14 protein-coding genes are annotated in these 13,664 nt (G+C 50.7%); 12 read left to right on the top strand and 2 right to left on the bottom strand.

The annotated features are described in order from the left end of the window. Window positions 1-262 precede the first annotated feature (262 nt). The 7 genes from astC (at window position 263) to ves (ending at window position 7,877) form a co-directional block, all read left to right on the top strand. On the top strand, window positions 263-1,483 hold the full coding sequence (astC, locus tag FEK47_RS01720; protein ID WP_135487696.1) for a succinylornithine/acetylornithine transaminase: 1,221 nt from the start codon (window positions 263-265) through the stop codon (window positions 1,481-1,483). After that, window positions 1,480-2,514: an arginine N-succinyltransferase gene (gene astA / locus FEK47_RS01715; RefSeq protein WP_135487697.1), complete on the top strand. Its 1,035-nt coding sequence runs from the start codon at window positions 1,480-1,482 to the stop codon at window positions 2,512-2,514. The genes astC and astA overlap by 4 nt, the downstream gene beginning before the upstream one ends. After that, window positions 2,511-3,989, top strand: coding sequence for a succinylglutamate-semialdehyde dehydrogenase (astD, locus tag FEK47_RS01710; RefSeq protein WP_135487698.1), 1,479 nt, complete (start codon window positions 2,511-2,513; stop codon window positions 3,987-3,989). The genes astA and astD overlap by 4 nt, the downstream gene beginning before the upstream one ends. Further along, window positions 3,986-5,329 carry an N-succinylarginine dihydrolase gene (gene astB / locus FEK47_RS01705; RefSeq protein WP_135487699.1) on the top strand — a complete coding sequence of 448 codons (1,344 nt, stop codon included), beginning with the start codon at window positions 3,986-3,988 and terminating at the stop codon, window positions 5,327-5,329. The genes astD and astB overlap by 4 nt, the downstream gene beginning before the upstream one ends. Then, entirely contained in the window at window positions 5,322-6,290 is a 969-nt protein-coding gene (gene astE, locus FEK47_RS01700; RefSeq protein ID WP_135487700.1) for a succinylglutamate desuccinylase, read from the top strand. Before astB ends, astE begins: the two co-directional genes overlap by 8 nt. A gap of 328 nt (window positions 6,291-6,618) precedes the next feature. Beyond that, the gene (spy, locus tag FEK47_RS01695; RefSeq protein WP_135487701.1) at window positions 6,619-7,104 is read left to right on the top strand and encodes an ATP-independent periplasmic protein-refolding chaperone Spy; all 486 of its coding nucleotides are present in this window, start codon (window positions 6,619-6,621) and stop codon (window positions 7,102-7,104) included. A 197-nt stretch (window positions 7,105-7,301) separates the two neighbouring features. Beyond that, complete coding sequence (ves, locus tag FEK47_RS01690; protein WP_130218867.1) at window positions 7,302-7,877, top strand: environmental stress-induced protein Ves; 576 nt, start codon at window positions 7,302-7,304, stop codon at window positions 7,875-7,877. On the opposite strand, the gene cho is transcribed toward ves, so the two are convergent. Next, window positions 7,837-8,724, bottom strand: a complete 888-nt coding sequence (cho, locus tag FEK47_RS01685; RefSeq protein ID WP_138183078.1) for an excinuclease Cho — start codon at window positions 8,722-8,724, stop codon at window positions 7,837-7,839. The genes ves and cho overlap by 41 nt on opposite strands. A 229-nt stretch (window positions 8,725-8,953) precedes the next feature. Next, window positions 8,954-9,781 (bottom strand): ammonia-dependent NAD(+) synthetase, encoded by an 828-nt coding sequence (nadE, locus tag FEK47_RS01680; protein ID WP_064529168.1) that lies wholly within the window; start codon window positions 9,779-9,781, stop codon window positions 8,954-8,956. A 200-nt stretch (window positions 9,782-9,981) separates the two neighbouring features. Between nadE and osmE the strand changes: the two genes are divergently transcribed. The 5 genes from osmE (at window position 9,982) to chbR (ending at window position 13,634) form a co-directional block, all read left to right on the top strand. Then, on the top strand, window positions 9,982-10,320 hold the full coding sequence (gene osmE, locus FEK47_RS01675; protein ID WP_135487702.1) for an osmotically-inducible lipoprotein OsmE: 339 nt from the start codon (window positions 9,982-9,984) through the stop codon (window positions 10,318-10,320). 299 nt (window positions 10,321-10,619) lie between these two features. Next, window positions 10,620-10,940, top strand: a complete 321-nt coding sequence (chbB, locus tag FEK47_RS01670; protein WP_000412160.1) for a PTS N,N'-diacetylchitobiose transporter subunit IIB — start codon at window positions 10,620-10,622, stop codon at window positions 10,938-10,940. A gap of 81 nt (window positions 10,941-11,021) precedes the next feature. Continuing rightward, the gene (gene chbC, locus FEK47_RS01665; protein ID WP_130208308.1) at window positions 11,022-12,380 is read left to right on the top strand and encodes a PTS N,N'-diacetylchitobiose transporter subunit IIC; all 1,359 of its coding nucleotides are present in this window, start codon (window positions 11,022-11,024) and stop codon (window positions 12,378-12,380) included. A gap of 53 nt (window positions 12,381-12,433) precedes the next feature. Further along, window positions 12,434-12,784 (top strand): PTS N,N'-diacetylchitobiose transporter subunit IIA, encoded by a 351-nt coding sequence (gene chbA, locus FEK47_RS01660; protein ID WP_064529165.1) that lies wholly within the window; start codon window positions 12,434-12,436, stop codon window positions 12,782-12,784. Window positions 12,785-12,791: 7 nt separating this feature from the next. Then, complete coding sequence (gene chbR, locus FEK47_RS01655; RefSeq protein WP_171020845.1) at window positions 12,792-13,634, top strand: transcriptional regulator ChbR; 843 nt, start codon at window positions 12,792-12,794, stop codon at window positions 13,632-13,634. The last annotated feature ends 30 nt before the right edge of the window (window positions 13,635-13,664 follow it).

The following is a 13,664-nucleotide window of genomic DNA, read 5'->3' as shown; positions in this document are numbered from 1 at the left end:
AGATCACAATTCCAGAATTATATTTTACTTCTGCATAACATTGCGTTTTTTATTCTATTTATTCATCCACATGGCAAACATATTCACTTTATATGCACTTAAGGTGCATATCGTTCGGTTGTAACACATTGATTTCCAGTTAGTGACTGTCATTTATGCACTTTTCCCCCTGGCTGGCATGAACCCTGCAATCTACATTTACAGCGCAAACATTACTTATTATTAACATATAAATAACGAATTATTTACTGTAGAGGTCGCTATGTCTCAGCCAATTACGCGTGAAAACTTTGATGAATGGATGATACCTGTTTACGCTCCGGCACCGTTTATACCGGTACGTGGCGAAGGTTCGCGCTTGTGGGATCAGCAGGGGAAAGAGTATATCGACTTCGCGGGTGGCATTGCGGTAAACGCATTGGGTCATGCGCATCCCGAACTGCGCGAGGCGCTGAACGAACAGGCGAGTAAGTTCTGGCATACCGGCAACGGTTACACCAACGAGCCGGTACTGCGACTGGCGAAAAAATTGATCGACGCCACGTTTGCCGATCGCATTTTCTTTTGTAACTCCGGTGCGGAAGCCAACGAAGCGGCGCTAAAACTGGCGCGTAAATTCGCTCACGACCGCTACGGCAGCCATAAGAGCGGCATCGTGGCGTTCAAAAATGCGTTCCACGGGCGCACGCTGTTTACAGTCAGCGCAGGTGGGCAGCCAGCCTATTCACAGGATTTTGCGCCACTGCCGCCGGATATCCGTCATGCCGCGTATAACGATATTAACTCTGCCAGCGCGCTGATTGATGACTCTACCTGTGCGGTGATTGTCGAGCCCATCCAGGGGGAAGGCGGTGTGGTACCAGCCAGTATCGCGTTTTTACAAGGTCTGCGTGAATTGTGTGACCGCCACAATGCTTTGCTGATTTTTGATGAAGTACAAACGGGCGTCGGGCGCACCGGGGAACTGTATGCCTATATGCACTACGGCGTGACGCCAGATCTGTTAACTACCGCCAAAGCGCTGGGCGGCGGTTTCCCGGTCGGTGCGTTGTTGGCAACCGAAGAATGCGCCAGCGTGATGACCGTTGGCACTCATGGCACCACCTATGGCGGTAATCCGCTGGCCTCGGCGGTGGCGGGTAAAGTGCTGGAACTTATCAACACGCCAGAAATGCTTAACGGTGTTAAGCAGCGTCACGACTGGTTTGTTGAACGTCTTAATACCATTAATCACCGCTGCGGTTTGTTCAGTGAAATTCGCGGCTTAGGTCTGCTGATTGGCTGTGTGCTGAATGCGGATTACGCCGGGCAAGCGAAACAAATTTCTCAGGAAGCGGCGAAAGCGGGCGTGATGGTGCTGATTGCTGGCGGCAATGTGGTGCGTTTTGCTCCGGCACTGAATGTCAGCGAAGAAGAGGTGACGACCGGCCTGGATCGTTTTGCTGCGGCCTGTGAACACTTTGTGAGCCGAGGTTCATCATGATGGTCATCCGTCCCGTTGAGCGCTCAGATGTCTCGGCGCTGATGCAGCTTGCCAGCAAAACGGGCGGCGGCCTGACGTCGCTTCCCGCCAATGAAGCCACGCTTTCGGCGCGTATCGAAAGGGCAATCAAAACCTGGCAGGGCGAACTGCCCAAAAGCGAACAGGGCTATGTGTTTGTGCTGGAAGAGAGCGAAACAGGTACTGTGGCGGGGATTTGCGCCATTGAGGTGGCAGTTGGGCTGAACGATCCCTGGTACAACTATCGCGTCGGCACGCTGGTTCACGCTTCGAAAGAGCTGAATGTCTATAACGCGTTGCCGACGCTGTTTCTCAGTAACGATCACACTGGCAGCAGCGAGCTGTGCACGCTGTTTCTCGACCCGGACTGGCGCAAAGAGGGCAACGGCTATTTGCTGTCGAAATCGCGCTTTATGTTTATGGCGGCTTTTCGCGACAAGTTTAATGACAAAGTGGTCGCGGAAATGCGCGGGGTGATTGACGAACACGGCTATTCACCGTTCTGGCAAAGCCTCGGTAAACGTTTCTTTTCGATGGATTTTAGCCGCGCCGATTTTCTCTGCGGCACCGGGCAAAAGGCATTTATTGCAGAACTGATGCCGAAACATCCGATTTATACCCACTTTTTATCCCAGGAAGCGCAGGACGTCATTGGACAGGTTCATCCGCAAACTGCGCCCGCGCGGGCGGTGCTGGAAAAAGAGGGCTTTCGCTACCGCAACTATATCGACATTTTCGACGGCGGGCCGACGCTGGAGTGTGACATTGACCGCGTTCGCGCTATCCGCAAAAGTCGGCTGGTGGAAGTAGCGGAAGGACAACCTGCACAGGGCGATTTACCGGCTTGCCTGGTCGCCAATGAAAATTATCACCATTTCCGCGTGTTGCTGGTGCGAGCCGATCCGGCGACCGAACGTTTGATTTTAACCGCCGCACAACTGGATGCCCTCAAATGCCACGCCGGGGATCGCGTTCGTCTGGTGCGCCTGTGTGCAGAGGAGAAAACAGCATGACTTTATGGATCAACGGTGACTGGGTGACGGGCCAGGGCGCACAGCGCGTGAAGCGTAATCCGGTATCGGGCGAGGTGTTATGGCAGGGCAATGATGCCGATGCTGCTCAGGTTGAGCAGGCTTGTCGGGCTGCTCGTGCAGCGTTTCCGCGTTGGGCGCGGCTCTCCTTTGGCGATCGTCAGGTAAGAGTTGAACGCTTTGCCGCATTGCTGGAAAGCAACAAAGCCGAATTAACCGCGATTATTGCCAGAGAAACCGGCAAACCGCGTTGGGAAGCGGCAACCGAAGTGACGGCGATGATCAATAAGATCGCGATATCAATCAAGGCGTATCACGCTCGTACGGGAGAGCAGCGCAGTGAAATGCCCGATGGAGCAGCGAGCTTGCGCCATCGTCCACACGGCGTGCTGGCGGTGTTTGGACCGTACAATTTCCCCGGACATCTGCCTAACGGGCATATCGTTCCGGCGCTGCTGGCAGGTAACACGATAATCTTTAAACCCAGCGAACTAACCCCCTGGAGCGGCGAGGCAGTAATGCGTTTATGGCAGCAGGCAGGTTTGCCGTCGGGCGTGCTGAACCTGGTGCAAGGTGGGCGCGAAACCGGTCAGGCACTCAGTGCGCTGGAGGATCTCGACGGCTTGCTGTTTACCGGCAGCGCCAATACTGGCTACCAGTTACATCGTCAGCTTTCCGGTCAGCCGGAGAAAATTCTCGCCCTCGAAATGGGCGGCAATAACCCGCTGATTATTGATGACGTGGTGGATATCGACGCCGCTGTCCATCTGACTATCCAGTCGGCATTTGTCACTGCCGGGCAACGCTGCACCTGCGCCCGCCGTTTATTGGTGAAAAGCGGGGCGCAGGGCGATGCGTTTCTTGCTCGCCTTGTTGCCGTCAGCCAGCGGTTAACGCCGGGGAAATGGGATGACGAACCGCAGCCGTTTATTGGCGGGCTGATTTCTGAACAGGCCGCACAGCAGGTGGTTACTGCCTGGCAGGAACTGGAAGCATTAGGCGGGCAAACGCTGCTTGCGCCACGTTTGCTACAAGCGGGAACATCGCTGCTGACGCCAGGGATCGTTGAAATGACGGGCGTTTCAGGCGTGCCGGATGAAGAAGTGTTTGGGCCACTACTTCGCGTATGGCGTTATGACACTTTTGATGGGGCGATAAAGATGGCGAATAACACCCGCTTTGGCCTCTCTTGTGGGCTGGTTTCCCCAAAACGGGAAAAGTTCGAGCAACTGTTACTGGAAGCGCGGGCAGGGATTGTTAACTGGAACAAACCGCTTACCGGAGCCGCCAGTACCGCACCATTCGGCGGCATTGGCGCTTCCGGCAACCATCGCCCCAGCGCCTGGTATGCCGCAGATTACTGCGCCTGGCCGATGGCGAGCCTGGAGTCGGACTCGTTAACGTTACCCGCAACGCTTAACCCCGGGCTGGATTTTTCCGATGAGGTGGTGCGATGAACGCCTGGGAAGTCAATTTCGATGGGCTGGTGGGGCTGACGCACCATTACGCTGGCCTGTCGTTTGGTAATGAAGCCTCCACCAGCCATCGTTTTCAGGTATCGAATCCACGACTGGCGGCGAAGCAGGGCTTACTGAAAATGAAAGCCCTTGCCGATGCAGGATTTCCCCAGGCGGTGATCCCGCCGCACGAGCGTCCGTTTATTCCGGTGCTGCGTCAGTTGGGATTCAGCGGCAGCGATGAGCAGATACTGGAAAAGGTTGCCCGTCAGGCACCACACTGGCTTTCCAGCGTCAGTTCAGCATCGCCAATGTGGGTAGCTAATGCGGCCACGGTCGCGCCATCCGCTGATACGCTGGATGGCAAAGTGCATTTCACGGTCGCCAACCTGAACAATAAATTTCACCGTTCGCTGGAAGCCCCCGTCACCGAATCGCTGTTAAACGCCATTTTTAACGATAAAGAGAAATTCACCATCCATTCGGCGTTGCCGCAGGTGGCATTACTCGGTGATGAGGGAGCGGCAAACCACAATCGCCTCGGCGGTCATTACGGCGAACCCGGTGTGCAGATTTTTGTTTACGGGCGAGAAGAGGGTAACGGTACGCGGCCTTCCCGCTATCCGGCGCGGCAGACCCGCGAAGCCAGCGAGGCGGTAGCCAGGCTGAATCAGGTTAATCCGCAGCAGGTGATTTTCGCCCAGCAAAACCCGGACGTTATCGACCAGGGCGTCTTTCATAATGATGTGATTGCCGTGAGCAACCGCCAGGTACTGTTTTGCCATCAGCAGGCATTTGCTCGCCAGGCGCAATTACTGGCAAACCTGCGTGCGCGGGTCAATGGTTTTATGGCGATAGAAGTTCCGGCGTCGCAGGTTTCTGTGTCTGATGCGGTGTCTACGTATCTGTTTAACAGCCAACTGCTGAGTCGCGATGATGGTTCGATGATGCTGGTGCTGCCACAGGAGTGTCGGGAACATGCTGGAGTATGGCGTTATCTCAATGAACTCCTTACTGCTGACAACCCGATAAGCTCACTAAAAGTTTTTGATTTGCGCGAAAGTATGGCGAACGGCGGAGGCCCTGCGTGCCTGCGGTTGCGCGTGGTGTTGACGGATGAAGAACGCCGGGCGGTGAATCCGGCGGTGATGATGAACGATACGCTGTTTAATGCGCTCAATGACTGGGTGGATCGTTACTACCGCGATCGTCTTACTGCTGCCGAACTGGCCGACCCGCAATTGCTGCGTGAAGGGCGGGAAGCGCTGGATGCGTTGACTCAATTACTGAATCTCGGTTCGGTTTATCCGTTCCAGCGCGAGGGAGGGGAGAATGGATAATTTTCTCACTCTGACATTAGAGGGTAAAAAACCAGTCATCACCGAGAGAGAAATCAACGGCATTCGCTGGCGCTGGCTGGGGGATGGCGTGCTGGAACTGACGCCATTAACCCCACCGCAAGGCGCGTTGGTAATTTCGGCGGGGATCCACGGTAATGAAACGGCGCCTGTAGAAATGCTGGACGCCTTACTTGGCGCAATTTATCACGGTGAAATTAAGTTACGCTGGCGCTTGTTGGCAATCCTCGGAAATCCCCCTGCGCTCAAGCAAGGAAAGCGCTATTGCCATAGCGATATGAACCGGATGTTTGGCGGACGCTGGCAGCTATTTGCCGAAAGCGGCGAAACCTGCCGCGCCCGCGAGCTGGAACAGTGCCTGGAAGATTTTTATCAGCAGGGGAAAGAGTCTGTGCGCTGGCATCTTGATCTGCATACAGCCATCCGCGGTTCGTATCACCAGCGGTTTGGTGTTTTACCGCAACGAGAAATTCCCTGGGACGAAAGTTTTCTGACATGGCTGGGCGCGGCAGGGCTGGAGGCGTTGGTGTTTCATCAGGCGCCAGGCGGCACGTTTACCCATTTCAGCTGCAAACATTTTGGCGCACTGGCGTGTACGCTGGAGCTAGGCAAAGCACTGCCGTTTGGGCAAAACGAGCTTCGTCAGTTTGCGCCAACCACCAATGCAATTGCTACGCTGTTAGCAGGGGCAAGTGTCGGTATAGAGAGAAAACTGCCCCAGCGTTACCAGGTGGTTTCGCAGATTACCCGTCACACTGCTGCTTTCGAGTTGCATATGGCGAGCGAGACGCTGAATTTCACGCCGTTTAAGAAAGGAACGTTATTGGCGCAGGATGGTGAGGAACGTTTTACCGTGACTCATGATATTGAATATGTGTTATTCCCCAATCCACTGGTGGCGTTGGGATTACGCGCGGGATTAATGCTGGAAAAAATAACCTAGCACTTGCCCGCAGAAAGGTTTCTGCGGGTATTTAATAACTGCTTTCGGAATAATACGGATTAATCCTGGGTGTTTGCTTTATTTATCACCATTTATCAGGTATAGTCCTTCATAATTTCTGCAAAATCATTGTGTTGTAATATTTGTTCATCACTTTCCTTCAATTTTTCTTTTTTTCTCCATAATTGGCGAGAAAATGTTTTTTATACTTTCATTGATTTACCGTTGCTCTGATTAATTGACGCTAAACTCAGTAAAGTTAATCTCGTCAACACGGCACGTTACTTAAGAAAGCCGTAACAAATAACTGAAAGGAAGGATATAGAATATGCGTAAATTAACTGCACTGTTTGTTGCCTCTACCCTGGCTCTTGGCGCGGCTAACCTGGCCCACGCCGCTGACACCACTACCGCAGCACCGGCTGACGCGAAGCCGATGATGCATCATAAAGGCAAGTTCGGTCCGCATCATGACATGATGTTCAAAGACCTGAACCTGACCGACGCGCAGAAACAGCAGATTCGTGAAATCATGAAAGGCCAGCGTGACCAGATGAAACGTCCGCCGCTGGAAGAACGCCGCGCAATGCATGACATCATCGCCAGCGATACTTTCGACAAAGCAAAAGCTGAAGCGCAGATTGCTAAAATGGAAGAACAGCGCAAAGCTAACATGCTGGCGCATATGGAAACCCAGAACAAGATTTACAACATCCTGACGCCGGAGCAGAAAAAGCAATTTAATGCTAATTTTGAGAAGCGTCTGACAGAACGTCCAGCGGGAAAAGGTAAAATGCCTGCAACTGCTGAATAATCTTTCAGCCAAAAAACTTAAGACCGCCGGTCTTGTCCACTACCTTGCAGTAAGGCGGTGGACAGGATCGGCGGTTTTCTTTTATGCGCCTGTGCCTGTCATTTTTGCAAAAACGCTAAGGTAAATCATACGAGTTGCCGATAACAATCCACGGTTGCCTGAGCGATAACAATGAAAAGAGCATGCCCGGAGCGAGTATGGAATACTTTGATATGCGTAAAATGTCGGTGAACCTGTGGCGAAACGCTGCCGGTGAAACTCGTGAGATCTGTAGTTTTCCCCCTGCGAAACGTGATTTTTACTGGCGTGCCAGCATTGCGTCCATTGCGGCCAATGGTGAATTTTCTTTATTTCCTGGGATGGAAAGAAGTGTGACGCTGCTGGAAGGCGGTGAGATGCTTCTTGAAAGCGCAGACCGTTTTAGTCATACCTTAAAGCCGTTACAGCCTTTTGCTTTTGCGGCGGACCAGGTGGTAAAAGCGAAACTGACGGAAGGGCAGATGTCGATGGATTTCAACATTATGACGCGCCTGGATGCCTGTAAGGCGAAAGTCAGAATTGCCGATCGCACGTTCACCACTTTTGGCTCACGCGGCGGGGTGGTGTTTGTGATTAGCGGGGCATGGCAACTGGGCGAAAAATTGTTAACTACCGACCAGGGCGCGTGCTGGTACGATGGCAAACACACCCTGCGGCTTTTGCAACCGCAAGGTAAACTGCTGTTCAGTGAAATTAACTGGCTTGCAGGCCATTCACCGGATCAAGTTCAGTAATTTCATAGCGACCGGAAAGTAGTGGTTTACAAAGAATTTTATAACCATCGTGATCGAATCCGGCAGGCGTACGGATCAACGTTGCCGCCTCTTCCAGCGAATTAACCGCCCCCAGCCACAGCCAGTTATGAATAATATGGTATTGGGTCATTTCCGGGTGCTGTTCTTTCAACGCCACCGCACCTTGCCACGGCCAGCAGATCACCCGCAAACGTTCCAGCGACTGGAGCAGACGTTGAGCATGATCTTCATGGCTCTCTTTTCCGCAGCACGCTCCGGCGCAACGTTTTAGCGCTGAACGAAAGCAAGCACGACCGCGGCTTAGCGGTTCCAGCCCGAGCAGGCCATAACAGAGCTTTTGTTCATCGGCGATTGTCTGTAATGCCTGTAATGCCGAGCGGCGGTTGGCAAACAGGCCAAACAGGTTTGGCGCAGTAGAAAAATCCACGTCTTTGGCGTACACCACATCCACGCGTTTTTCATTCAGTTGCAGGGCGCAGAGCTGACGATTGCGGCGCAACCGTTTATTAAACAAAGGCTGTTGCTCTTTGATTAGACGCGCTTCAAGGAGCAGGGCGCCGATTTCGCCCGCGGTACATATCCAGCTAATGCGTCGGGATTGTCGCAGCATGGCCGCTTCATCCGGGGTACGTAAATGGGAAAGGACGCGGCTGCGGATGTTAACGCTTTTGCCGATATAGAGCGGCATAGTGTTACTTTCGCCATGAAACAGATACACACCGGGTCGGGTGGGTAAGTCATTAAGAAATGAACGTAAATGTTCGGGATATTCATAAATTGCCGCCGCTTCAAATTCGAGGCGCGGGGAGGTTAAACGCCGTACCACTGTTTACTCCGAATACTGGTTATCCATCCAGTATAACAGGCGGGAAACGATTAAAAAAGAGGCGGGGCGATAACAAAGCTAACACTGCCTGATGCGCTACGCTTATCAGGCCTACTCGACTCCTGCAATGTATTGAATTCGCAAAGTTTTGTAGGCCGAATAAGACATTCACACCGCATCCGGCATGAACAAAGTACTCTTTTTCGCACAAACCAATATGTGCAAATTATTACTTTTTCCAGAAATCATCGAAAACCGTAATGGGTGGGCGGCGTTTATGCTCGGTTTTCAGATACCAGTTCTCAATCGTTCTGGCGACCTGTTCAGGGACATTTTTCCCTTCCAGATAGTCATCGATATTTTCATACGTTACGCCGAGCGCGACTTCATCTGGCAGTGACGGGCGGTCATCTTCCAGGTCGGCTGTGGGGGCCTTCTTATAGAGATGCTCAGGGCAACCTAACGCTGCCAGTAACTGTTTACCCTGACGTTTGTTCAGACGATACAGAGGGTTAATGTCTGTACCACCATCACCATATTTAGTGAAGAATCCAGTAATGGCTTCTGCCGCATGATCGGTGCCAACTACGACGCCATTAGTCATACCCGCAATGCTGTATTGCGCTTTCATCCGCTCACGTGCTTTTTCATTGCCACGCACAAAATCGCTCAGTTCGATACCTGCTTCCCGCAATGCCTGTTCACTGGCGAGTACCGCGCCCTTGATATTGACGGTTAATACGCGATCCGGCTGAATAAAGGCAATGGCGTCCTGGCAATCTTGTTCGTCGGCCTGAACACCGTAGGGAAGGCGCACGGCGATAAATTGCAGTGATTCATTACCGGTTTCCTGGCGCAGTTCATTAATTGCCATCTGACACAACTTACCGGCAAGGGTAGAGTCCTGACCACCGCTAATGCCGAGTACCAGTGATTTAATGAACGGGTAGGTTTGTAGATAGCTTTTCAGAAAATCGACGCTGCGACGAATTTCCTCTTCAGCATTAATCTGCGGTTTTGCGCCCAGCGCCTTTATTATTTGTTGCTGCAATGTCATTGAACCCCTCCAGACAAAAAAATAAAACTTCCTTAAAGCTAACCCGTTGCTACAGAAACGACAAGCGACAGCAGGTTGAATGGTGGTTAAAACGTCATACAGGAATCCTCTGAAAGCGAAACCGTTTCGCTCTCAGGCTTGAAAAAGCCCCCGATGTATTCCAGGCTTATCTAACACGCTGATAAACAAGAGGACGGAATATGAACAAGAATATGGCAGGAATTCTGGGTACAGCGGCGGTATTAACCATGCTGGCAGGTTGTACGGCGTATGATCGTACCAAAGACCAGTTTGTACAGCCTGTGGTGAAAGACGTCAAAAAAGGCATGAGCCGGGCGCAGGTTGCACAAATTGCGGGTAAACCTTCGTCTGAAGTGAGCATGATCCATGCTCGTGGTACTTGCCAGACCTACATTCTGGGTCAACGTGATGGTAAAGCAGAAACCTATTTTGTCGCGTTAGATGATACCGGGCATGTGATCAACACCGGCTATCAGACCTGTGCCGAATACGACACTGATCCGCAGGCTGCGAAGTAATTCCTTCATCTGAAAGCTTGAGTCACAACGAAAACCGGCCATTGTGCCGGTTTTTTTATGCGCGTGTTCTTATTTGTTGACGCGAATTATTTAACCGAAATGTGAAGGTGGTCATAACAGCAGGTCAAGGAGAGACAATTTGTATAGTCAAAGAAATACTATTGCTCAGGTCAATACCGTATACTCTTTTCAGCCACCAAAAAAAGTCATGTTGGTTTCGCAAGTTACCCAGAGCATGGAAGCAGGTGAAGGCTTGCGGAGTGTCTGGCTGACAGATAATCGTTGATGAGGGCAGTTTTATGGAAAAGAAACACATTTATCTGTTTTGTTCTGCGGGCATGTCTACCTCTTTACTGGTATCAAAAATGCGCGCTCAGGCAGAAAAATATGAAGTTCCGGTCATTATTGAAGCATTTCCAGAAACGCTGGCTGGTGAAAAAGGGCTGAATGCCGATGTCGTTTTATTAGGGCCGCAGATTGCTTATATGTTGCCCGAAATTCAGCGTTTGTTACCCAACAAACCGGTGGAAGTAATTGACTCGCTGTTATATGGCAAAGTCGATGGTTTAGGCGTGCTTAAGGCTGCAGTTGCAGCAATTAAAAAAGCCGCAGCAAATTAATTTTTAAATTTTCCCGTCAAAGAGTTATTTCATAAATCTATACCGCAATATTTGAATTGCGGTTTTTAAGGGTATTTTTCTATGAGTAATGTTATTGCATCGCTTGAAAAGGTACTCCTCCCTTTTGCAGTTAAAATAGGAAAGCAACCGCACGTTAATGCAATCAAAAACGGTTTTATTCGCTTAATGCCGTTAACCCTCGCAGGGGCTATGTTTGTATTAATTAATAACGTTTTCCTTAGCTTTGGGGAGGGGTCGTTTTTTTATTCCTTAGGTATTCGCCTCGACGCCTCGACCATTGAAACACTCAATGGTCTGAAAGGTATTGGCGGAAATGTTTATAACGGAACGTTGGGGATTATGTCTTTAATGGCACCGTTCTTTATCGGCATGGCGCTGGCTGAAGAGCGTAAAGTCGATGCGCTGGCAGCGGGATTGTTATCCGTTGCGGCGTTTATGACCGTCACGCCTTATAGCGTCGGCGAGGCTTATGCCGTCGGCGCTAATTGGTTAGGCGGCGCAAATATCATCTCCGGGATTATTATCGGCCTGGTGGTGGCAGAAATGTTTACCTTTATTGTCCGCCGCAACTGGGTAATTAGACTGCCTGATAGCGTACCTGCGTCGGTATCGCGTTCTTTCTCTGCATTGATTCCCGGCTTTATTATTCTTTCCGTGATGGGGATTATTGCCTGGGCGCTGACGACCTGGGGTACAAACTTCCATCAGATCATTATGGATACTATCTCGACGCCGCTGGCATCGTTGGGCAGTGTGGTCGGCTGGGCGTATGTGATTTTTGTTCCACTGCTGTGGTTCTTCGGTATTCACGGCGCGCTGGCGCTGACTGCACTGGACAACGGCATCATGACGCCGTGGGCGTTGGAAAACATCGCGACCTACCAGCAATATGGTTCCGTCGAAGCGGCATTAGCTGCCGGTAAGACCTTCCATATCTGGGCCAAGCCGATGCTGGACTCCTTTATTTTCCTCGGTGGTAGTGGTGCGACCCTGGGCCTGATTCTGGCTATCTTTATTGCTTCTCGCCGTGCTGATTATCGTCAAGTGGCAAAACTGGCGCTGCCGTCCGGCATCTTCCAGATTAACGAACCGATTCTGTTTGGTCTGCCGATTATTATGAACCCGGTGATGTTTATCCCGTTTGTGCTGGTACAACCGATTCTGGCTGCAATCACCCTGGCGGCATATTACATGGGCATTATTCCACCAGTGACCAACATTGCGCCGTGGACCATGCCAACCGGTCTGGGAGCCTTCTTTAACACCAACGGTAGCGTTGCCGCCTTACTGGTCGCACTCTTCAACCTCGGTATCGCCACGCTGATTTATCTGCCATTTGTTGTGGTGGCTAACAAAGCACAAAACGTGATTGATAAAGAAGAGAGTGAAGAAGATATTGCTAACGCGCTGAAATTTTAATCGATACCGGCACAGGTAACGCTGTGCCGGGTAAGGAAAGTGAGGAACTGAGTATGATGGATCTCGACAATATCCCGGATACGCAAACCGAAGCCGAAGAACTGGAAGAAGTGGTGATGGGGCTTATCATCAATTCCGGGCAGGCGCGCAGTCTGGCGTATGCGGCGCTGAAACAGGCAAAGCAGGGCGATTTTGCTGCAGCAAAAGCGATGATGGATCAGTCACGAATGGCGTTGAATGAAGCGCATCTGGTACAGACGAAACTGATTGAAGGCGATGCGGGCGAAGGTAAGATGAAAGTGAGTCTGGTGCTGGTCCACGCTCAGGATCATTTAATGACCTCAATGCTTGCACGTGAACTGATTAGTGAATTAATTGAGCTTCATGAAAAATTGAAGGCATAAGGAGTTGATGATGCAGCCAGTGATTAATGCGCCGGAAATTGCCACAGCCCGTGAACAACAACTGTTTAATGGCAAAAACTTCCATGTGTTTATCTACAACAAAACTGAGAGTATCAGTGGGCTGCATCAACACGACTATTATGAATTCACCCTGGTGTTAACGGGTCGTTATTACCAGGAGATAAACGGTAAACGCGTGTTGCTGGAGCGGGGCGATTTTGTCTTTATTCCGTTGGGCTCGCACCATCAAAGTTTTTATGAGTTTGGCGCCACGCGTATATTAAATGTTGGGATCAGCAAACGTTTTTTTGAGCAACATTATCTGCCGTTGTTGCCTTATTGTTTCGTCGCATCACAGGTATACCGAACCAATAACGCTTTTCTCACCTATGTGGAAACGGTCATCTCTTCACTGAATTTCCGTGAAACCGGGCTGGAAGAGTTTGTTGAGACAGTGACTTTTTATGTTATCAACCGCTTACGCCATTACCGTGAAGAACAGGTAATTGATGATGTGCCGCAGTGGCTGAAAGGCACGGTTGAAAAGATGCATGATAAAGAGCAGTTTAGTGAAAATGCGCTGGAAAATATGGTGATACTGTCGGCGAAATCGCAGGAATATTTGACGCGTGCGACCCAGCGATATTATGGCAAAACACCAATGCAGATTATTAATGAAATTCGCATTAATTTTGCCAAAAAACAACTGGAAATGACCAACTATTCGGTAACGGATATTGCATTTGAAGCCGGTTATAGTAGCCCAAGTTTGTTTATTAAAACGTTTAAGAAACTGACCTCGTTTACACCCAATAGTTATCGTAAAAAATTGACTGAATTTAATCAGTAGCCATTGTGTCAGAACACTAAATTTACATGC

Origin of the sequence: Escherichia sp. E3659 (genome assembly GCF_005781135.1) — a bacterium.
Lineage (GTDB): Bacteria > Pseudomonadota > Gammaproteobacteria > Enterobacterales > Enterobacteriaceae > Escherichia.
Note: the sequence above shows the minus strand (reverse complement) of the source record. Positions and strands in the feature narration are given on the sequence as shown.